At 40.3% G+C, this 20,554-nt stretch carries 19 protein-coding genes; 3 read left to right on the forward strand and 16 right to left on the reverse strand.

Features of this window, described 5'->3' with window-relative positions; all coding sequences use genetic code 11:
- The 11 genes from AC1EU0_RS02295 to AC1EU0_RS02345 all read right to left on the reverse strand — a co-directional run bounded on the left by AC1EU0_RS02295 (position 1) and on the right by AC1EU0_RS02345 (position 11,166).
- A complete protein-coding gene (locus tag AC1EU0_RS02295; protein ID WP_480300285.1) occupies positions 1–1,755 on the reverse strand; it encodes a GspE/PulE family protein in 1,755 nt (584 codons plus the stop codon).
- Positions 1,752–2,888, reverse strand: coding sequence for a tetratricopeptide repeat protein (locus AC1EU0_RS02300; protein ID WP_480300287.1), 1,137 nt, complete (start codon positions 2,886–2,888; stop codon positions 1,752–1,754). The genes AC1EU0_RS02295 and AC1EU0_RS02300 overlap by 4 nt, the downstream gene beginning before the upstream one ends.
- Positions 2,885–3,790 carry an ExeA family protein gene (locus AC1EU0_RS02305; RefSeq protein WP_480300289.1) on the reverse strand — a complete coding sequence of 302 codons (906 nt, stop codon included), beginning with the start codon at positions 3,788–3,790 and terminating at the stop codon, positions 2,885–2,887. The genes AC1EU0_RS02300 and AC1EU0_RS02305 overlap by 4 nt, the downstream gene beginning before the upstream one ends.
- On the reverse strand, positions 3,790–5,505 hold the full coding sequence (mshL, locus tag AC1EU0_RS02310) for a pilus (MSHA type) biogenesis protein MshL (protein WP_480300291.1): 1,716 nt from the start codon (positions 5,503–5,505) through the stop codon (positions 3,790–3,792). Before mshL ends, AC1EU0_RS02305 begins: the two co-directional genes overlap by 1 nt.
- Positions 5,506–5,507: 2 nt before the next feature.
- Positions 5,508–5,849: an MSHA biogenesis protein MshK gene (locus tag AC1EU0_RS02315; RefSeq protein ID WP_480300293.1), complete on the reverse strand. Its 342-nt coding sequence runs from the start codon at positions 5,847–5,849 to the stop codon at positions 5,508–5,510.
- On the reverse strand, positions 5,830–6,486 hold the full coding sequence (locus AC1EU0_RS02320) for an MSHA biogenesis protein MshJ (protein WP_480300295.1): 657 nt from the start codon (positions 6,484–6,486) through the stop codon (positions 5,830–5,832). The genes AC1EU0_RS02315 and AC1EU0_RS02320 overlap by 20 nt, the downstream gene beginning before the upstream one ends.
- Positions 6,483–7,115, reverse strand: coding sequence for a PilN domain-containing protein (locus AC1EU0_RS02325; protein WP_480300297.1), 633 nt, complete (start codon positions 7,113–7,115; stop codon positions 6,483–6,485). Before AC1EU0_RS02325 ends, AC1EU0_RS02320 begins: the two co-directional genes overlap by 4 nt.
- Entirely contained in the window at positions 7,112–8,005 is an 894-nt protein-coding gene (locus AC1EU0_RS02330) for a type IV pilus biogenesis protein PilM (protein ID WP_480300298.1), read from the reverse strand. Before AC1EU0_RS02330 ends, AC1EU0_RS02325 begins: the two co-directional genes overlap by 4 nt.
- Before the next feature lie 212 nt (positions 8,006–8,217).
- Positions 8,218–10,128 carry an RNase E specificity factor CsrD gene (csrD, locus tag AC1EU0_RS02335; protein ID WP_480300299.1) on the reverse strand — a complete coding sequence of 637 codons (1,911 nt, stop codon included), beginning with the start codon at positions 10,126–10,128 and terminating at the stop codon, positions 8,218–8,220.
- A gap of 146 nt (positions 10,129–10,274) precedes the next feature.
- Positions 10,275–10,547 (reverse strand): HU family DNA-binding protein, encoded by a 273-nt coding sequence (locus AC1EU0_RS02340; RefSeq protein ID WP_480300301.1) that lies wholly within the window; start codon positions 10,545–10,547, stop codon positions 10,275–10,277.
- Positions 10,548–10,770: 223 nt separating this feature from the next.
- The gene (locus tag AC1EU0_RS02345; protein ID WP_480300303.1) at positions 10,771–11,166 is read right to left on the reverse strand and encodes a hypothetical protein; all 396 of its coding nucleotides are present in this window, start codon (positions 11,164–11,166) and stop codon (positions 10,771–10,773) included.
- A gap of 182 nt (positions 11,167–11,348) precedes the next feature.
- On the opposite strand from AC1EU0_RS02345, the gene AC1EU0_RS02350 reads away from it, so the two are divergent.
- Positions 11,349–11,882: a DUF3016 domain-containing protein gene (locus AC1EU0_RS02350; protein ID WP_480300304.1), complete on the forward strand. Its 534-nt coding sequence runs from the start codon at positions 11,349–11,351 to the stop codon at positions 11,880–11,882.
- 1 nt (position 11,883) lies between these two features.
- Here the strand turns inward: AC1EU0_RS02350 and AC1EU0_RS02355 are convergent, their stop codons facing one another.
- Complete coding sequence (locus tag AC1EU0_RS02355) at positions 11,884–12,195, reverse strand: prephenate dehydrogenase (RefSeq protein WP_480300306.1); 312 nt, start codon at positions 12,193–12,195, stop codon at positions 11,884–11,886.
- Between the two features lie 44 nt (positions 12,196–12,239).
- Between AC1EU0_RS02355 and AC1EU0_RS02360 the strand changes: the two genes are divergently transcribed.
- Positions 12,240–13,103, forward strand: a complete 864-nt coding sequence (locus AC1EU0_RS02360; protein ID WP_480300308.1) for a TraB/GumN family protein — start codon at positions 12,240–12,242, stop codon at positions 13,101–13,103.
- A gap of 15 nt (positions 13,104–13,118) precedes the next feature.
- Here AC1EU0_RS02360 and gad read toward each other — a convergent pair whose 3' ends face one another.
- The 4 genes from gad to AC1EU0_RS02380 all read right to left on the reverse strand — a co-directional run bounded on the left by gad (position 13,119) and on the right by AC1EU0_RS02380 (position 17,361).
- A complete protein-coding gene (gad, locus tag AC1EU0_RS02365; protein WP_480300310.1) occupies positions 13,119–14,495 on the reverse strand; it encodes a glutamate decarboxylase in 1,377 nt (458 codons plus the stop codon).
- Between the two features lie 101 nt (positions 14,496–14,596).
- Positions 14,597–15,361, reverse strand: coding sequence for a methyltransferase domain-containing protein (locus AC1EU0_RS02370; protein ID WP_480300312.1), 765 nt, complete (start codon positions 15,359–15,361; stop codon positions 14,597–14,599).
- 114 nt (positions 15,362–15,475) lie between these two features.
- On the reverse strand, positions 15,476–15,916 hold the full coding sequence (locus tag AC1EU0_RS02375; RefSeq protein ID WP_480300314.1) for a hypothetical protein: 441 nt from the start codon (positions 15,914–15,916) through the stop codon (positions 15,476–15,478).
- A gap of 200 nt (positions 15,917–16,116) precedes the next feature.
- Positions 16,117–17,361, reverse strand: coding sequence for a malic enzyme-like NAD(P)-binding protein (locus AC1EU0_RS02380; protein ID WP_480300315.1), 1,245 nt, complete (start codon positions 17,359–17,361; stop codon positions 16,117–16,119).
- A 606-nt stretch (positions 17,362–17,967) separates the two neighbouring features.
- Here AC1EU0_RS02380 and AC1EU0_RS02385 point away from each other — a divergent pair.
- Positions 17,968–20,508: an ankyrin repeat domain-containing protein gene (locus AC1EU0_RS02385; protein WP_480300317.1), complete on the forward strand. Its 2,541-nt coding sequence runs from the start codon at positions 17,968–17,970 to the stop codon at positions 20,506–20,508.
- Positions 20,509–20,554 lie beyond the last annotated feature (46 nt).

Raw genomic sequence — 20,554 nt, forward strand, 5'->3', positions numbered from 1 at the left:
TTAAGACTCTGCACTCAGTTCAGCCGTTTCGTTCAAGTCTTGTGGTGACTCCGCTACGGTTTCTACTAGCTTGGCGACTTCTTCAATAGTAGTCATACCTTTCAGAAGATAATCAATGGCCGCCTGAGACAGCGGCACAAAATCTTTCTTTTGCTCTGCAGCGTTGGCAAAGTCTTGGATATCACCGGTTCGCATCACCGACATTAAATGTTCGTCTAGTTCCAGCATTTCGAATACACCGATTCGACCACGATACCCTGTGCCGTTACAGGTCTGGCAGCCACTGCCGACTTTTAAATTCGCTTGTGAATACCCACTTTGGCTAATGGACGATAACCATAATTTTTCAGAATCGGTAAGGGAGTACTCAACCGCACAATTTTGGCAAACTCGACGTACTAATCGCTGTGCAATCACCACTCGTAATGCACTGGCCACCAAATAACCTGCGGCGCCCATATCTAATAAACGCATGGCACTGGTGATGGCATCATTGGTGTGCAAGGTGGACAATACAAAGTGACCCGTTAACGCACCACGCAAGCCGATTTCTACGGTTTCTTTGTCACGCATCTCACCCACCATGATGGTATCGGGGTCTTGACGTAAGGTTGTACGCAGAACACTAGAAAAATCCAAGCCAATCTTATGATTTACTTGTACTTGGTTAATCCGTGGAAGCTGGTATTCAACCGGGTCTTCAACAGTAATGATTTTACGTTCGGGGGTATTGAGTTCACTCAATATGCCATAAAGGGTGGTAGTTTTACCGCTACCCGTTGGCCCTGTTACCAGCAACATGCCGTGAGGACGTTTAATTTGCTGGCGAATACGTTTGAGGATATGCGGCGGCATCCCTGTTTCATCAAGGGTTAACAAACCAGCCGATTGATCCAGTAAACGCATTACTACCGATTCGCCATGATAAATTGGCATGGTAGACATACGCACATCAATCTTATGTTTGCGAACTTCGATATGAAAACGCCCATCCTGTGGAAGACGTTTTTCAGAGATATCCAGCCCTGCCATCAGTTTTAGCCTTAACACTAACGCATTAGCGATATTGGCTTCTTTTAATACGGTTTCAGATAGCTGCCCATCAATACGCTGGCGAATATAAAGCTTGGCATTACCCGGCTCAATATGAATATCCGAAGCACGCATTTGTACTGCGTCTTCAAAAATAGACTGCAATAGTTTAACGACGGTCGCTTCGTTGTTAGTATCGTCTTGACCCAGCGCAGAGAGATCAAATACATCATCAGAGGCATATTCTTGCTCTAACTCTCCCGCCATTTGCGCAATTTCTTGAGTACGGCGATAGAGGTTATCAAATGCCGTCATCAATTGTTGCTCTGGCACTACCACCAATGAAATATGCTTAGGCGCTAATAAGCCTTCCAAGCTATCCAGCGCTTGCAGATCGGCAGGATCGCTCATAGCGATTTTTACCGTATCGCCTTTATCTTCGATAGCCAACGCGCGGTAACGTCTAGCCTGTACTTCGGGGATCAGATTGACCACTTCTTCAGCAATTGGGCGACGACTAATATCTAAATAAGGAATGTTCAGCTGTTGAGACAAAAACGTCAGTAATTGATCTTCTGAAATAAAACTCAAATCGATCAGAGTCTTACCGAGCTTTTTACCACTGGTACGCTGCTCTGACAGAGCCTGCATTAATTGCGGTTCTGAAATAATGTGGTTTTCTACCAGCAAATCACCGAGACGTTTTTTTAACTTTGGCTTCATTTGGCGCTGTCATCCTTTTTGGAAGCTAACGAGTGAGCGGCTAACTGTTGTAATCGTTGCTGAACATAGTTCTCACTAGCTGGCGATAAATTACTGCTTAATAAGGCTTGTTTATAAGCATTACTCGCTTCCGAATACTGAGCTTGAGAGTCTAAATTAAACGCTAAACCTAGCCACCAACGGGATTGATGTGGTTGAAGATGAGTGAGCTGTTTATAGGCTTTAACAGCACGAGAATATTGCTTTTGCTGCTGGGCAATACGACCAATTTGAACCCATTTTTGAGTTGCAAACTCACTGCTATCTGGAATTTTTTCTAGGCTATACAAAGCTTCGGTTGGCTGCTTAACTTGGTATTGTACTTTCGCTAATAGTAAAGAAAACATGCTGTGTTGCGGATACTTACTGATACCATCACTAAGCACTTGCATTGCTTCTGCATACGATTGTTTTCCGTATAGCAGAGCCGCTAGTTTTTCCCTAGCTTGATGTTGTGCTGGATTAAATTCCAATACCTTTGAAAATAGCTCAATGGCAGAGTTTAATTCCCCGTCCTCTTGTGCTTGAAGTGCTTGTCTATAAAATTTAGCTGCCAATTGTTTTGGGGTCAGCTTTACTTCTTTGATCTGTAATACAGGCTTTTGTTCTTGCTTGGCTGGCTTAGTTACCGGTTCTGAGTTTACTCTTGGTTGTTGTATTTTAACTTGTGCAGCCACTTCTACTGGCGCTGTAGAATGAGTTTCAGGCTTTGATTGAACCGTTTTAGTTTCTAGCTGATTCGCTACATTGTTTGATGCTTGGCTAGTGCTAACCGCTTTTTCAGCTACAGGCATTACCGAGGTTTCAGCGGGGTTGCTGATTTGTTTTGCTGAAGATGGTTGCGTTTTTACCGGAGCTTGAGCAAGGCTCAGTTCTGTTTTCGGTTCTACTTCTGATTTTGATTGTTGAGTGGAATACCACCAGTAGCCACTCGCTATGGCGACAAAAGCGATCAACAAAGACAGTAAGATCACTGACATCTGTTTCCAACGATTATCCTTGTCTTCCGCAATCTGAACTCGAGAAACATTACTCAAGTCATGAGGCTGCTGTCTTTGCTCTAAATCTTTGAGCATTTTATTAATAACACTCATGGTTTACCTCCTAACCACAAGGTTGTTGATAAGGTGATCAATAAGGTCAAAATGATCATCAAGGGAACCCATTTTGATCGCCATCCAGCCCACTGGGTATCATCGGTATCCAGCACGGCCGTTTTAATATGAGATGGAGTGATGATGTGCTTACCTTCACCATAAGCAAGTAGCAGTGCTTTATGAACCAAGATATTGACTAACCTTGGTGTTCCTCTTGCCGCTTTAGTAATGTATTTTGCCACTTTATTATTGATAGGGCTTGCGCCTGTTAATCCTGCAACACGCAATCGCTTCTGAATGTAGTTATTAACTTCATGTTCCGTCAGTAATCTGAGTTCATAACGAAAACTGATCCTCTGTCTCAGTTGACGGAATTTATCTTGCTTTAATCGTTGATCCAACTCAGGCTGCCCAAATAGCACAAAGCGTAGTAGCTTACGTTGCTCAGTTTCTAGGTTAGTAAACAGGCGTAAGGCTTCAAGTGTGTCGTCAGGAATGGCTTGCGCTTCATCTAACACAAGCACTACGGTTTTACCTGCCGCAGCTAACTCAATTAAGCGATTTTGGATCAAACTGTTCAATGTCGCTTGATTGACCTCTGACTCTACTTCAATCTCTAATTCCGCCGCCAGTGCCCAGTTAAGTTCACTCGGCGTCAAATATGGATTAGGAATGTAAGCGCACTGAAAATCGTCTGGTAACTCATTCATCAACTTACGGCACAACAGGGTTTTGCCACTGCCAACTTCACCGACAACTTTGATAAAACCCTCACCCATTTGCAGTGCCGTTTGCAGTACTTGCATGGCTTCAAGGTGAGGCCCCAGTTCTACAAAGTAACTGGTATTTGGAGTTAAGCTGAATGGCAGCTCTGTTAGGCCGAAATGCTGTAAATACATCAGTTTTCTGGATACCAGCGATCAAGCAACTTTTTAGAGCGTTCAAGCTCAGTCTTCCAAGTGCTTTCGTCAACCACCGTTGGCTTGAGTAAAATAATAAGCTCAGTTTTGTTAGTCACTTTACGACGATTAGTAAAAGCTTCACCTAAGAATGGAATGTCACCTAGTAATGGGACTTTAGATACTTGGTCATTGGTTTCAGATCTCATCAACCCACCAATCACAACCACATCGCCACTTTTGGCCTTAATGACGGTATCAGACTCACGTATTTCAGATCGTGCCAATGGCAAGACTAGAGGATCATCGCCTATGTTGATGCTCTTGGTTTGCTCGTTGATATCAACAACGGACGGGTGAACGTGTAGTAACACTCCTCCGTTATCATCAATTTGTGGCGTTACATCTAAAGCAATACCGGAGAAAAATGGTGTGAGTTCAACATCAGGCTGTGTGACCGTACCGCCACCGCTATTACTGACAACACTTGAAGACACATTAGTTACAAAATACTCATCACTTCCCGCTTTTAACACCGCTTTTTGGTTGTTTGATGCTGTAACTCTTGGGCTAGAAAGTACATCAACATCCCCTTGGGTTTTAAGTAACCTAACTAATGTATTGAAACTATTTCCCTTTTTATCTGCAAAGGTAAAACTTAAAGAGCCTATACCACCTAATGCATCTGAAATCGCATCAGAAAAAGGTTGACCTTTACTGGTAGAAAAACGGGAAACTGAATCTCCATTAGTACCAAACTTGTCAACTATACTGCCCCACTCGATACCTTGCTGATAACCGTCTGATAACGTCACCTCAATGATCTTCGCTTCTAAAATTACTTGGCGTTGCAAGTGTGATTCTGCCGTAGTTAAAAAAGAACGCACTTGTCGTAATTCGTCAGGATAGGCACGAATGGTCACTAGGCCAGCTTGTGGTGTTACCACGACTTGGCGACCATTTTCACCACTGTGCACTATAGTACTTAAGGTTTTTTCTAAATCTTTCCAAAAATCGGTTTCGGTGCTGGAACGAATAAACGTACCATTGGACGAGCCATTACCATTGGCATTATTGCCATTGTTATTGCCGTTATTGTTGCCGTTATTACTGCTGTTATTTCGATTATTAGAGTTGTTGTTATTAGAATTACCGTTGCCATTATTACCATTGTTTTCTGATAAACGCCCAGAGTTAACCGAGGTCAACGACAAGCCTTGGCGCTTCATAAATAGGTAATTTACTGGAAAGGTTTCCGTTCTCAACCCAGCAGGAAATACGCGTAAGATTCTTCCTTCACGACTGATTTCATAGCCGTAAATATCTTGAACGACCTGTAAGACTTCTGACATGGTTACCGCCTTTAGCGATAACGATATTTTGCCAGTGACTTGCGGGTGTACCACAACACTCAAAGGTGTGTTTTGCACAAGGCTGGCAAAGAACAATCTTGCATCAACATCACTGGCATTGACATCAAATCGACGCTGTTGAGGTACTAACTGATTAGACCCAAAAGACTGTTGGTTCGACAACTCTTGTTCAACATCAGATGGCAGAGCAGGAGGCGGTGACAGTGGTTTCACCTTATTTTTCTGAGTCGCTAAGGCTTGATTTAACTCTGATTTCGCTATCTTAGGCTGTGGTCTTTGCGTTGTTTGGCAGGCAACCAGCGCTAAAGACAACAAAGTGATTACATACGCATTCGTTTTCATCTTTAATGCCTTCCCTCTTTAATCGCAACTGATTGAAACATTTTTATTTTTTTACCGTTAGCTAAAATCACTTGAGTTGGTTTGATGGCGACCACTTTACTGCCATTAATGCTATCGCCCACAGATTTAATTTCATTATTAATGATGGCAACGGGATGCTTACCAGAAATGACACTGGTTAGCCCCGATTGATTTTTATTTACCTTAACTGTTCCTGTCGACTTAGGACTTGGAAAAACAGCTGGACGTGTAGGATCATTAAGTGTGGCAGCATGGCTAACACCACTAACCCCTACACCCAAGATCAGAATTGCTTTTATTAGGCTATTGATTGTTTGCAACACGGATCAGTTCCTTGTTAATGCTCACTGTTTCAAGTTCTAATTCGATTTCAGCTTTTGGATATTGAGTAACGCTGTATTGCACTCGTTTCCAATACAATTTGTTGGGCAATGCATCGATGGCCGCAACAAATTTAATAAAACCGAAGTAATCCCCTGTGAGCTTCAACCTTAAACCGTGTCGATATAGGTTTTCTGAAGAGTTATCATCCAATGATAGAACTGGCACTGGCGCAACGGTTGTTAAACCAGTGAGTTTCACATTTGTTGTTTTACTTAATATGTCTTTGAGTAACGTAGGCATATATGTAGCAGATACCATATCCACTAACTGCCCCTCAAGCTTCTCATCGAGCGCCGCTTGTTGAACTTCTAGGCTTTGAATTTGTGCTCGATAATCAACATTAGGATCGGTTTGCAACCTTTGCTGGTAGCTCTCATTTAATTGACTCGACATCTGATTTTGTTGCATCAATGTTTTATAAGCATTTTTTTGATCGCACCACTGTTGATACAAATGCTCGACGGGCAAAGAACACAACCAAATTAGCAGCACACTTGATGCGGTCGCAATCAACACTCTTTCTCTTAAAGTAAGCTGAGCAAACTTGTCTCGCCATTGGCTAAAATTCAACTTCATGGCTTCTCCTCAGCAGCAGTTGTGGTCGAAGAAGCTTTAGAAAAATCAGTATTTAAGTGAAAATGGATAACGTCTTTATCATCCCTTTGTAACTGTAAGTCACTGAACTTTTGCCCTGCAAATGATTGAGTTTGACTTAACCGCTGTATCCAAGCCGGAACGCTGTCTGCGGACATGGTTTCACCTGAAAGCATCAGCTTGCCTTCTTGAACATCAATTTCAGTGAGCCATGAGCTGCCATCTGTAACTCTCGCTAGGTCTTCTAACATAGCATCGAAACTGCGGCTCTGAAGCTTACTAACATCGTCAAGCTCAGCTATCATTTTTTGTTTAATATCCAGCTGCTTGCGTTTTAATTCAATTTCTTTCGACAAAGATTGATCCGGCAAATGAACGGCTAACTGCTGTTCTAATTGTTTTTGTTGCTCTTGGATTTGCTGGCTTTGATGCTGAGCCGTCTGCATTTTTGCCATCAGAGCATCACTTTCCATCCAAAACAAAACACTTAACCCTAATGAGAAACAAATAATTAACACGAATACCGACAACAAACGCGGTAAACTTAAGCTTAATTTTTTTGGTAATAAGTCTTCTGAAAGTAAGTTAACCCGAGTTTTTATCGCTGTCATTGGCTAACCTCTTTTGCGTTATCGGTTAACCCTAATTCTGATAATCCTAATTCAGCCAACCATAACGAATAATTCTCAACCGATACTACCTCAACAGGCTGTTGCAAATTTTGGGCGAGCAAGGGTTTTAAGTCTTCTCCACGATCACCCAAGATCAACTGAATTTTACTGATTGGAGCTTGGCGAGACTGACTTTCATAGAAATCCATCGAGCGTTGGATCTCTAAGCTTAATGTGTCAGCAGCCCCATAGCTTAAGTCTTCTTTACTCATGGCATTTAAGGCATGGAAGCCACGAATACGACGTTGCAGACATAGCTCACCGTCTTTGATCACCACTAGAAGTAAATCTGCTCCTTCTTGATAGCACAACATCATGCGAGCTTGATCTGTTTCACTTGGGCTATTGGAAAGCACGATTTCTTCAATACTAATCCCTTCAACTGTTAACTCATGTTCACAAGCAGCAGCGACCATTTGTTGCAATAATGCTTTTTCAGAAACAACAACATTGAGCTTATTGTTGTTTGAAATGGAATAAGAGAAGTAATCGAGATGTAATTGATTAACTGGAGTAGACACCAGATCTTTGATAGACCATAACAAAGCTTGTTTAAGCTCGGCTTCATCGACTTGTGGTCTGTCTACTTGTAAAAACTGATAACATCCTTGGCCAAGGACAAGTTGGAGGTGAGCATTAGGATAAACATCACTAATCGCTTTAAAAATACTAGGCCAACCGTCGTCTCTAGCAAAACTTTGGGGCGCACTAAGCTCCCCCTCACGCTGGGTAAAACACCATACATGATTGTTATCTAAATAAATCCCTATATTTATTGATTCTGAAGGCTTCTTCCAAAACGCCAATTTTCTGGACAGCACATTACCCATTAATTGCCTTTATTTTTCTTATATAACGCTTCGTCTCTTACCTGACAGCAGCAATAACAAGGTAAGTCTTGTGACGATTTTCCAACAATTGACCTAAAAACGTCAAGTGAAAGCTCAATAAATTTAAAATAGCCGAGAGGGCAAAAAGTACATTGGCGATAAATACAAGCTTCATATTTGCAAAATAACTTAACAAAAAAATACCAACTTTATTATGATAATTGCGTTAACTCATTAAAGAAGCTTCCCTGCCCTGCACTGACCCCTAACACTTGTAACGTTTGCCATTCTTCAAATGCTTCAACGCCCTCTGCAATAATCTTGGCATCAGTCCGATACAAAGCGCCATACAAACTTCTAACGAATAACTGATTCTCGGGGCGAAGATGAATCTGCCTGACAATAGCCCTATGCAATTTTACATAATTTACTTTCATTTCTTTCAAGTATTGGCTACCGACAACTTGCTGCCCAACACTATCGATACTGATTTTTGCTCCCAACGAAGACACTAAAGCAAACACTTGGTTGACTTCATCACTGTGTTTTACCGCGACTGGCTCAGAGACTTCAAAAATAAGTTGTGGAACATATTGCACCTGTTCTTTTAGGAACGAAGTCAGCCACTCCTTAAAGGGCTTATTTAACAGAGAGTCGACATGCAAATTAATACAATATTGAGACTGACGGTTATGCTTCTTACTCAAATGTAGACGCAATAAAGACTCGATAGTCAGACGGTCAATCTGCGGCATTAAGCCACACTTTGCTGCCATGGCAGTGTATTGGGAAGTACGAATAAAACTGTCTTTAGATTCTTTGATCCGTGAAAACACTTCGAAATATAAAGTACTTTGATCAACGTCTATTACTTTTTGAACAAACGCTACAAACCTTTGTTTTTCGATGGCGTTTTCTAATAAGCTGCGCCATCTTACAGAGCCTTTTTTCACATCTTCAATCACGAATTCTTTTTCATACATAAACCAACTGCTGTTCCCCTGAAACTGAGCAGCTCTTAGCGCCATTTCAGCTTCTTCCATGGTTGATTTACTATCATCGCCGACACTAAAAAATGCACCGCCAATATGAAAAAAATCATCCATCCTTTTTGAAGTAGGCAAAGGCAATCGCAAACAAATCTTTAAAATTCGTGCGGCTAAAGCATCGGCTTCAGGTAAAGACAGTTGCGGGATAACAATTGCGAATTGATTAAAGCTACGACGAGCGACAAAGCTGTTTGCTTGACTCTGAAGCGCAACGTCGATGGCGCTCACACAAGCGGTTAAAAAACCACGTATGGCTTCTTCACCTTCTTCTTGCTGTAACAAGTCGAGGTCTTCCATTTCCAAAAAGTAAATCACGCCATTGGATAACATCCCTTGTTCATTGGATAAGGCCGCTAAACGATTTTTGAGATATAAACGGTTGCCGATCCCGATCTCGGGATCTAAAAAGGTGTTACTGCGAATGTATTTATCAAACCGTGATCTCTCTTTATGTGCGTCTTTCAGTTCTTCCAACAGTAAGGTAATGGCATTATTGATGAGCCTAGGTTGCCCTCGGCCTTTTTCTGATAAGGCTTGATCAAATTTCCCCTCAAGGATCAGTTGTCCTCGTGTCGCTAATTCTTCGACCCCGTATAATTGATTTTCGATCCAACGATATCCATAAAACGTAAACCCAGCAATCACGCCTAAAGTTATCAACAGCAAAATCACTTCAAATTTGCTCACTTGGTGCATCATGTAAGGAGACTCAAGTGTTAAAGTGACGCTCGCTTTATTGTTTGTATTTAAATTGAATTGATATTGATTAACAAAGCGCGTTTGAATATTGCCCTGATAGCGGAATAAGACTTTATTATTTTCGGTAAGCTCAAAATTTACCGTGTTATAACTCATCAATACTGGTGGCAACCAGTCATCAAGCTCCCAACTGGAATACTCCGTCTTATGCTCCACCAACATACTCTTTAATTCATCAACTTGCTGGCTTTGCAGATTATTGGCTAAATGAAAAAAACTTAAGAGGGAACTCGAAATAAACACAACTGCCACTGCAGCAAGAGACAACAGCCAAAATAAGGCCAGTTTTTTGGTGAGAACTCGAGTTAGCTTCATACAAGGTCCAATGTAATTGACACTTTTGTAACAATACTTGCTGAATTATTCGTGAAGCAACTGCAAAAGGCAATTAGAACTGAACAAATATATGCCCAAAACGAACAAAGCCTCCAAATAGGAGGCTTCGTTGTAGTGCAGGTTAATTACTTAACTCCGTCTTTTAAGCCTTTACCGGCCTTAAACTTAGGCACTGTTGCCGCAGGAATTTTGATTTCTTTACCCGTTTGCGGGTTACGGCCGACACGAGCCGCCCTTTTTGAAACATCAAATGTTCCAAAACCAAGAATTGATACTTTTTTGCCAGACTTTAGCGCTTTAGTAACCGCACTTTCAAAAGCACTTAGGGCACGGCCTGCATCAGCTTTTGTTAGCTTTGCTTCGTCAGCAATAACTTCAATTAATTCACTTTTATTCATATTTTATGTCTCTTCTTTCCATAGATGATCAAGGTGGTTAAGCATGTTCAGTATTCGGCTTAACGACCCATAACAAAGAGATAACTGAGCAAAGCGCTCTCTATCCCACCTTTTGTACACTTTATATTGATTAATTTGGACTGAAACGACTTGATACAAGCTCAATAACGACTAAAGCGAAGCAACCATAGAGAAGGCTGCTTCCCTAGTATAGACATAGTTTTTAATCTGTTGCAGTAAATCTTGCAAAATATCGACGATTTTCTTTAGAAAACGCCACCCAAAACTGGAAAGCTAACAAAATGACTACAGAAATTGATAATGGTATCAATGGGATATTAATGCCTTTAAAGGTAATAACTACATCATCAGGGTTTATCTGATATGAAATAAGCCCAACAATAGAGAAACCGCATATTCCGATTAACTGTATGGCTAGATAAATCTTCAACAAAATTAACGTCCATGACTTATGGGTAAATACTCCATATAAAATCGGTAAAACGCCAAAGGTAAATATTTCTATTACACCCGCATCAAATATTCGCCAAACGCCGATAATCGCCACCAAACAATACATGAAACTGAGGATTTTTAGAGATAACGTTGTTTTTTCCATTCTTCCCACCCAAAATGCTATACTTTTAATCGTTTTTAGATTGATAAAACTTAATTGAAATCTAGGAACTTTGTCGTTTCTTCACTATTCTAAAAGTGCATGTTTATGCTGCCCACCTTCATTCTCCCCGGTGAGCGACATGATGTTCTTGCAATCAAAAACACAAACTATAGGAGTCCAACATGAAGCACCTCATTTATGCATTCACCGGTTTGTTCCTACTTGCAGGTTGTGCCTCAAAGCCTGCGCCAGAGCCAACTATGGTAACGACCACCTCAGGTAAAGTAACCATAAACTGGAAAGAGCCTTCAAAATTCACCGACATTAAATCTTCTGGTGAGTTACAAAGCCGATTCGAAAAACGCCTGTTTGATAGCCTCACCAAAGACATTGATAAAACAGCGTCTAAGTTTCTTAAGCCCGATCAAAAGCTCGAACTGAAGGTGACCAACCTCGATTTAGCTGGCGATGTTCGCCCAACTTTTGGTGCAACCAGCGACGACATTCGATTCGTACAAGGGATTTATCCACCTAGGATCAAATTCAGCTATAAAGTAACCGTCAGTGGCAACATTATTAGTTCAGGCACCCAGAATTTAAGTGACCTTGCCTTCCAAGATCGTATTGTGCGCGATCTTGATAGACCGTTCGTTTATGAGAAAAACCTAATCAATCGCTGGTTAACACGTACTTTGAAGCCGCAGCTGGAGAAATAAATCATTTAACCTGTTGTTTAAACGCTTGCTGAGTTTGTAACACAACACCGAGTCTAGCGACAATCTCTGTAATATCAGATTCCGCTAGATTTGGCGTTTGTTTTAATTCTTCAAACTCTTCCACTAATTCCAGCACATAAGGCTTAAAGCGGTTACTTTTGGTAACAAACCCCATATCTTCATTAAATATTTGAGAAAATTGACCTTTACCTTCTTGCTTTAAACCATCTAGCTGGCTGTCAAGATCAATGGCTTTACGATAAGCTAACTGTAGATTTTGATGGATTTGCTCAAGCACCTTTTGGTATGACATCGATGAAGCTCTTTGTAATAAATAATTGAGGAATTATATCTGATATGAATCGTCAAAACATGATCCTATGTGGGCTTATGTTCAGTGCCCTAATATTTTGCACTTCAGCATGGGCAAAACTTACGGATACCCCTCCTTTTTATAAGGTTGAATATCAAGGAAAAACCGCCTTTTTACTTGGCTCGGTACACCTTGGAAAAAAGGACTTTTATCCTCTTCCTAAACCAATCAACCAAGCTTTTAACGCCAGCGAAACATTAGTGGTTGAAGCCTTGCCAGATGATAAAACCACCAGCACAATCCTCAAAGCTCAAACAGCAAGTACCCTACCAGCAGCTAAATCACAAGGTTACATCAATTTCTGTGAGTTGCATTTATTGCTATGCCAAGCGATTGAGCATATGCCAATGTGGATACAAGCAACCCAAATCACCTTGTTTAGGTTGTCCCACTTGGGCTATCACCCAAATTTGGGAATAGATATGCATTTTATCAATCGAGCCAAAGGTAAACACAAAGCCCAACTGGAAAGTATGGAGTATCAACTAAAGCTGCTTAACACTATCGACAAAAAAGCTCAGTTACACATGCTTGATGAAGCCATTTCTACCCCTGACGATGAACTTGAAGATTTGTTTATTGCTTGGCGACAAGGCGATAGCGAAAAAATCAGTAATACAATCAAGCAATCCATGGGCAAAGGTGGCAATACTAAATTGCTGGATACATTAGTCTGGAAACGAAATAAACCTATGAGTGATGGGATAATTAGGCTAATGACAAATACCAAAGGTGGCTCATCAATTTTTGTTGTGATTGGCGCTGGCCACCTAGAAGGTGACCATAGCGTCAATCATTATTTAAAACAAGCAGGTGCTAAAGTAAGAAGCGTGTGGCAAAAGCCATAGCCCTTGTAAAAGCCATTAGTGCTTAAAACTGCCCGCTTCATTTTCATTTAATGAAACACTAATAGGATGCTCTGTTAAGTGCTGAATAGCCTGCTTATAATCCTCAAGCAGTAGGCTGGCGAGATCGAAGCTAAATCCACGCTTAACGAGTATTCGTTGCACAACGGTTTCCTGTTCATTAGCAGGCATAGAGTAAGCAGGTACTAACCAACCTTTATTTCTAAGCCTATCGGCTAAGTCATATAAGGTGAACTCCGTTACATAAGATTTTAGTTTCCAGCTTAATGCAGGGATACCATCATCACCGTTATAAATGATATCAAAATGCCCCATTTTGTTAATTTCATCCGCCAAGAACATGGCTACTTTGCGGCAATTGTCATGTATGGCGTAGTAGCCAGAACGTCCCAAATGCAAAAAGTTATAATACTGAGCAATGATCTGACCGCTTGGTCTAGAAAAGTTCAAAGCTAAATCCGGCATGTTGCCACCTAGATAGTTCACATGAAAGATAAGCTCATCAGGTAAATCAGATTCCTCGTGCCACATGATCCAGCCCACTCCTAATGGCGTGAGACCAAATTTGTGCCCAGAGGCATTGATGGATCGTACGCGATCTAAACGAAAATCCCACTCAAGATCCGGATGTAAAAAAGGCGCAACAAAACCACCACTGGCAGCATCAACATGCATAGGAATATCGTGGCCGGTTTGGCGCTGAAAATCATCCAGAGCTTTTGCAATATCTTTAACTGGATCATATTTTCCGGTAAAGGTAATCCCAAGAGTGGCGACAACACCAATGGTGTTTTCATCACAATGAGCTACCGCCCCTTTTGGAGTTAAATGATATTGATCTTTCTCCATGGGGACTTCTCTCAGAGTCACCCCCCAATATCGAGCAAACTTGTGCCAGCATACTTGCACTGGACCTGTAACCAAATTAGGTTTATCAACAGGAAGTCCCTGTGCCTTACGTTTTGCTTGCCATTTTCTCAGCAAAGATAAACCACCTAGCATGGCCGCTTCAGAAGACCCCGTGGTAGAAGTCCCTATGGCACTTTTAGTTTCTTTGCTGTTCCAGAGATCGGAAATGATATTGACACAACGACGTTCTAATTCTGCAGTTTGTGGATATTCGTCCCTATCCACGATATTTTTATCAATGGCAACCGACATTAAGTCGACGACTTCTGGCTCAAACCAAGTTTGGCAAAAAGTAGCTAGATTTTGTCGTGAGTTACCATCAAGCATCAACTCATCTTTAATAAGTTGATGGATAATATTACTAGAATGAGATTCTTCAGGTAGGCGGTGTTTTTCGAGTTCATGCTGAGATTCTGGAGAACTGAAAACCGAAGTCTCAGAACTATCGTGCTTCTTGTGTAACATTGCTTCCTCCAACACTTAAAACAGGCAAAGAAATTACGTTACAAAAAGCTTAACTCATGATTAGATAAAGTACAGTACACAAAGATAACTTGCGTTTCAATTTAATAGTGACCAAGCATATGGACGTAGCGTCCTAATGGAATATAAGTTTGATGGCGTGAGTATTTGAGTTCCATTTTAATCAATTGGTCATTATCTAACGTTTGGTTTTTACTAAGCTTGAGATAATCATTAATCACTCGAACGCCACTACGACACGCTTCCTGTAAATCCCATTCTTTAAACCATTGTTCAACATCTTCAATAAGTAATGGATATTGTGGAGTAAGCCTAACAGGTTTTTTTACTTTTAATCCAGCTTCAACATAATCAAAGTTTCCCGAAACTAGGCTGTGAAAACGTTGGGCATCTTTGTTGTAGAACATCAAAGATAAATGCCCTTGCGGTTTTAAAAACGCCAGTAGACCTTTAATGGTGGCTTTGGCATCAACTAGCCATTCGACCACTGCATGACAAAGCACTAAGTCAAACTGCCCTAGAGATTCAACCGATAAATCCTGAATAGAAGATTGGAGCAAAGTGATGTCTAATTCTTTAGCATTATCTCGGATTTGCTCATCAGCCAAAGCTAACATTTCTTCTGAGATATCACACAAGACAATGCTATGCCCTAGCTCAGCTAACTGCTGACTCAAATACCCAAAACCACCACCAGCATCTAGTATTCTCAATTTACTTGTTGTTAAGCTGGGTATGCTTTCAAACAAATCTCGCTTGAGCACTTCAATACGAATTTGTCCTTTAGCCGTACCATAAATATTTTTGGAAAACTTGGTTGCTAGCGAGTCAAAGTTTTTATCTTTCATATGTACAAAAAAAAGAGGAGCGCCGTCCTCTTACAAATAATGGAAATAACCAAATTAATTATGCCACAAATCAACGTAGATTATTTTCATCCGAAAGCAAATTCAATACATCACTTAATATGATTTATTGGATGCCAAGAATGGTCTTAATAACGGCTCTAACTGGAGCTTAGATAGTTTTTGTACAATAGGTAGTGAGAAATTATTTGGCTGTTGTGCTTGTTTAGATGTGGAAATATTAATATGCCAAATTGCTGAAAGAAAAGTTCCGCCCTCATTAACAAAGTTAGCAGATACCATTATGTTCGATGGAGCAAAAACCATGCTCAATAGATTCAATGTAACTGTCGTAGACTTATCCGTTGTGGTAAGCACCATCTTTTTAGGAAAAAAATGACATTGACCTTGTTGATTTCCTGACTTCTTAACATAGTCAGTAGCGGTTCCCTCCCAAAGCTCTATTGTTGCTGAGCAAGGGTAAGTGTTACCTTTCAGTGCCAAGCTTGTAGTATCTGAAGAATTTGCCGTTGCTTTTGCCAAACTAAAAGTAGACATCACAAAGTAAGATAGCGGTAAAGAGCTTTAATAAACTTATAATACGTTCTCTTTAGCCCTTGAGAACTACTCAGCATAATGAGGTTAAAAAGGGTATCCCCATAAAATCACGTTCTATTCAGAATTTATTCAGCTTTTGAACGATAAAAGCGACCACTGACGGTCGCTTTTATTGAAATGGTTAAGTGATTACTTGTCACTTAACCCATATAGTTTTCAGGTAAGGCGATTTTCGCTACCCCTGATTTTACTGCTGCTTCAGCAACAGCTTTAGCTACTCGTGGTAATAAACGAGGGTCCATTGGTTTTGGAAGCACATATTCTGAACCAAACTCCATGCTGTCTACGCCTTCATATGCATCAAGTACGCTTTGAGGTACAGACTCTTTTGCTAGTTCAGCTAGTGCATGAACCGCTGCAACTTTCATTTCATCATTAATTTCAGTAGCACGAACATCCAGTGCGCCACGGAATAAAAATGGGAAACAAAGTACATTGTTAACTTGGTTAGGGTAATCACTACGACCTGTCCCCATAATCACATCAGGACGAACCGCTTGTGCCAGTTCAGGTTTGATCTCAGGATCTGGGTTTGAACAAGCGAATACTACCGGCTTCTCTGCCATTAGCTTAATGTCTTCTTCATCTAGAAGATTTGGTCCTGATAAGCCTAAGAATGCATCAGCACCTTTGATTGCATCTTGTAAGGTGCGTTTATCGGTATTATTGGCAAACAAAGCTTTATAAGCATTCAAATCATCACGCTGTGTGTGAATAACACCTTTACGGTCAAGCATATAAATATGCTCACGTTGAGCACCACATTTTACCAACATGGTCATACACGCAATCGCTGCAGCACCAGCACCTAAACAAACAAAAGTGGCATCTTCAATCTTCTTACCTTGAATTTCCAATGCATTGATCATACCCGCTGCAGTAACAATTGCAGTACCGTGTTGATCGTCATGGAATACGGGTACACGGCAACGCTCAATTAATGTCTTTTCAATTTCAAAGCATTCTGGTGCTTTAATATCTTCGAGGTTAATGCCACCAAAAGTATCAGCAATAGCTGCAACAGTATTGATAAAATCTTCGGTTGTATTGTGCTTAACTTCAATATCTGTTGCATCGATATCAGCAAAGGTTTTAAACAATAACGCCTTACCTTCCATTACAGGTTTAGACGCTAGTGGGCCTAGATTCCCCAACCCTAAAATCGCTGTCCCGTTAGAAATAACCGCTACGGTGTTACCTTTGCTGGTATAGCGATAAGCATTTTCTGGGTCGGCTGCAATCTCTCGTACTGGCTCCGCTACACCTGGGCTATAGGCAAGAGATAAGTCATGGCTTGTTTTAGCTGGCTTAGTTAAGGTTACGGCCATTTTTCCCGGTACAGGGAATTCATGATAATCAAGTGCTTGTTGGCGAAAATCCGACATGAGAGTGTCCTAAAGTGTGTATCTGAATACAAGATGATAAAAAGTTAGCCCATTTTTTATGAATATAAAGATAGCGATCTTCATCACATAAAAATTGTTGCACATTCTAGTCTCTGACAAGGCTGCAAACAAGTTATTTCAGGTCTTACATGTTAACAATATCTTATTGATTATATTGGTTTTATTTTTGTTAAAAATGTTAATAAAACCACTTCACTTTTAAACATTGAAACTTGTTTTCATTTTAGAAATTAAAGTGAAGTTTAGCTATGTGAACAATGAGTATAAGTGCCTAAAAGAAGAATTTTTGATCGTTAAAATTCAATTCTATTCTTAAATAACAATAAGGCAGAGATTTCTAACTCACGATGTAAACTAGATGCAGGTAAAAAATCAAGCAAATTTATTGAGGAAAAATGTATCCCTCCATTTATACCCAAGATAGTAACTTGTATCTCGCCTGTTTTGTTTGATGTTATTACAAGTTGCTTATTTTCAATCTCATAAACAACAGTTAACTAAATTATAACCTTGAATCCATGAAAAGTATTTTGCTAACGCTACTCTTTGAGATACCAACCTAAAATTCAAGCGAGAGTTCATACTATGGCTACATCAACGGTCATGATAGCTCCCTGTCGAGCGAATACGGTGTTTGCTAACCCTATGTTTACAAGCTCCATGTCTACCGAAAGAACACTGAGTTCTGAGCCGAAGTCATTATTGTCGATAGCAGAGCTACAAACTTTCTCAAAATGTTGCCATGAGCTAGTCGGCGATGAACCATCAAATATTCAATCACACTTAGTGTTTTTTTGTGAATATATCAATACCATGGATGAAAATGACGAGTATAAAACTGAAGTAACGCCATTTTTTGGTACATTACAGTCACAATTGAACACTCTTAACCAATGGCTAGCAGACGATACTATACCATTTAAAGTTAAATTAATGGCACTCCAATTACTTCCTCAAAATGCAAAGGATCAAGCAGACAAGGAATTAGGCTTATGTCATAGCCTTAGCCTACTGAATGCAGCAAAAAATGATTCATTTGATGAGTATCGAGATTATGTAAAACACTGTGCAGCACGATATAGTCGACACATTTCTTGCGACGAAAATCATTTAATCGATGTTGCTCTTATAGAACACAGCGACGATCTATACTCAGGTGTAGAGAGAGTCGATGCTCCCGCTGTTTTAGATAAACACCGCATGGGATTTACCATATATTTATATGCGATGAGCCTACAAGTACCCAGTGTTCCAAATGCTGCAAAATCTCTTTTTGCTTATACAAAAATTCAAGACCAACATAAAAAAAGCTATACCGTTATAGGTAGCCACCCTCACTCAGCTCTGGAGGCACCGCGAGGTGCAGTTGTGACAACCCAAGACTATCGACAATTTTTTGTAGAAAACACAAAAGGCGAAAAAGCGCCAATTCAGGTAAAAAATTTAGTGAACATACCTCTTGATAATTTAGATCCTTTTGAGCAAACATTGATTGCGACAAGCGCAATGTTGAATACAAACGATGCCAATCAGTTTATCGACTTCATTCATAGGTTGAGTATTCAAACGCAAGTACGACCTCATGCACAAGCCTTACTATATCGTTGTAGTGAAGTTATTAATTCAAAATACGTTCAGCTTAATATGAGAAAGAGCTTAGACAGTTGCTTACCTCAAACTATCAATCAAATATATCCTTATTTATCACCTCAACTAAAAGCAAATTGTCTAGAAAGGTTAGCTGATTTAGGCGAGTTAACAGAAGACCTAAGGCTAAGTGATGACGCCGTTATTACTCGTCTTCCAGCACATCTTCTCTCCGAAAAGTATCTACCGGATCAAGCATTCATGTCATTCCTGTGTGATGCTTGTGATCATGATAATCGCGTCTTGTTAATGAAGCTGTTATCTTGCGAAAGGCTTAAAGATATAGTCAAAAAAGCAGGGACATCTCAAGCACTAGTTGAATTTTCCCCATTCCATATAGCGGCTGGCAACGGACACCTAAAATGTGTCACAAGCCTTTATGCTTATTGCGAAGCACAGGAAATAACTACATGGCTCAAGAATCCTGATAAAAAAGGAAATTCGGCTCTCAGCATGGCCGTTTTCAATGGGCATGTAAAAGTCGTTGAGTATTTACTGAATAAATTTGATTATGATGTGAACCAGCACACAGTCAATCAAGACGGTGAAAGTTTATGTCTGCTTGCCGTTAAGAGTGGCAATTTAACGATGCTAGATTTTTTGCTGCGAATTCCATACTGGAACACAACTGGAACAAAAATCAAAGATGATTTAATTTCTAAACTGAAACATTCTCGCTATGCTCTTTATGCTTCAACAAAAGTATTAGAAAAGATCAATAGCATTGATCGATCCCTCAATAATGCAAAGAGGTTCACTCTCAGAGAGACCAAGTTTGAAAACCCATATTTAGCACGCATAGGGATAAGAGGTAGAGCTGAATTGTTAGAATTTTGGCTGCAAAAAGGAACGACTGAACAAATAAAAGAAATATTAAAATTTATACATCCAACCAACACCTTGATGAATGCAATAATCTATACCGTAACAGTTAACGATATTGAAACTCTTGAGATTTTATTGCCTCTAGTCGACGCCACAGTTTTACTCAATTATCAAAACTTTGAATTTAATGGGGTAAAACGCCAAAGTATGCTTTCTCTAGCGCTTGACTATCATCATAAGGGCAAAGCTAATCCCCCCGAAAGACCTTGTTTCCAATCGTTAGTAAAAAAATGTCCTGAACTTCTAGGTCTACCTCTAAAGGGACATAACAATGCCCTCTTATACTTTTTGCAAGAACATGATAAAGACACAATGACAAAATTTATCATACCACTTAAGCCTGACTTGTTATTACAAGCCGATAAGGATGGCCGCTTCGCTCTTCATATCGCTGTAGAAAGAAGAAGCGTGGTCAAAGTCAAAGCTGTACTTGAATATTTACCTGAGGATAGGCTTAAAGTTAGAACCCAGGGAATCTTTAAGGGGAAAACAGCTCGCGAGCTGGCTCAGAGGAATGGTGACCTTTACTATGTTACCCTCATAGATGATTGGCATGCCATAAACAAACTACAGCGTAAAGATGAGGTACGATAGATAAACAAGCTTTGTCTTTTACACACAAAAAAAGCGCCAAATTGGC

It is taken from the genome of Parashewanella sp. 2210YD4-3 (assembly GCF_056591735.1).

Bases quoted from the DNA above. Each gene is read 5' to 3' on its own strand.
- AC1EU0_RS02295 (WP_480300285.1), bottom strand. From the start codon at position 1,755: ATGAAGCCAAAGTTAAAAAAACGTCTCGGTGATTTGCTGGTAGAAAAC.
- AC1EU0_RS02300 (WP_480300287.1), bottom strand. From the start codon at position 2,888: ATGAGTGTTATTAATAAAATGCTCAAAGATTTAGAGCAAAGACAGCAG.
- AC1EU0_RS02305 (WP_480300289.1), bottom strand. From the start codon at position 3,790: ATGTATTTACAGCATTTCGGCCTAACAGAGCTGCCATTCAGCTTAACT.
- mshL (WP_480300291.1), bottom strand. From the start codon at position 5,505: ATGAAAACGAATGCGTATGTAATCACTTTGTTGTCTTTAGCGCTGGTT.
- AC1EU0_RS02320 (WP_480300295.1), bottom strand. From the start codon at position 6,486: ATGAAGTTGAATTTTAGCCAATGGCGAGACAAGTTTGCTCAGCTTACT.
- AC1EU0_RS02325 (WP_480300297.1), bottom strand. From the start codon at position 7,115: ATGACAGCGATAAAAACTCGGGTTAACTTACTTTCAGAAGACTTATTA.
- AC1EU0_RS02330 (WP_480300298.1), bottom strand. From the start codon at position 8,005: ATGGGTAATGTGCTGTCCAGAAAATTGGCGTTTTGGAAGAAGCCTTCA.
- csrD (WP_480300299.1), bottom strand. From the start codon at position 10,128: ATGAAGCTAACTCGAGTTCTCACCAAAAAACTGGCCTTATTTTGGCTG.
- AC1EU0_RS02340 (WP_480300301.1), bottom strand. From the start codon at position 10,547: ATGAATAAAAGTGAATTAATTGAAGTTATTGCTGACGAAGCAAAGCTA.
- AC1EU0_RS02345 (WP_480300303.1), bottom strand. From the start codon at position 11,166: ATGGAAAAAACAACGTTATCTCTAAAAATCCTCAGTTTCATGTATTGT.
- AC1EU0_RS02350 (WP_480300304.1), top strand. From the start codon at position 11,349: ATGAAGCACCTCATTTATGCATTCACCGGTTTGTTCCTACTTGCAGGT.
- AC1EU0_RS02355 (WP_480300306.1), bottom strand. From the start codon at position 12,195: ATGTCATACCAAAAGGTGCTTGAGCAAATCCATCAAAATCTACAGTTA.
- AC1EU0_RS02360 (WP_480300308.1), top strand. From the start codon at position 12,240: ATGAATCGTCAAAACATGATCCTATGTGGGCTTATGTTCAGTGCCCTA.
- gad (WP_480300310.1), bottom strand. From the start codon at position 14,495: ATGTTACACAAGAAGCACGATAGTTCTGAGACTTCGGTTTTCAGTTCT.
- AC1EU0_RS02370 (WP_480300312.1), bottom strand. From the start codon at position 15,361: ATGAAAGATAAAAACTTTGACTCGCTAGCAACCAAGTTTTCCAAAAAT.
- AC1EU0_RS02375 (WP_480300314.1), bottom strand. From the start codon at position 15,916: ATGTCTACTTTTAGTTTGGCAAAAGCAACGGCAAATTCTTCAGATACT.
- AC1EU0_RS02380 (WP_480300315.1), bottom strand. From the start codon at position 17,361: ATGTCGGATTTTCGCCAACAAGCACTTGATTATCATGAATTCCCTGTA.
- AC1EU0_RS02385 (WP_480300317.1), top strand. From the start codon at position 17,968: ATGGCTACATCAACGGTCATGATAGCTCCCTGTCGAGCGAATACGGTG.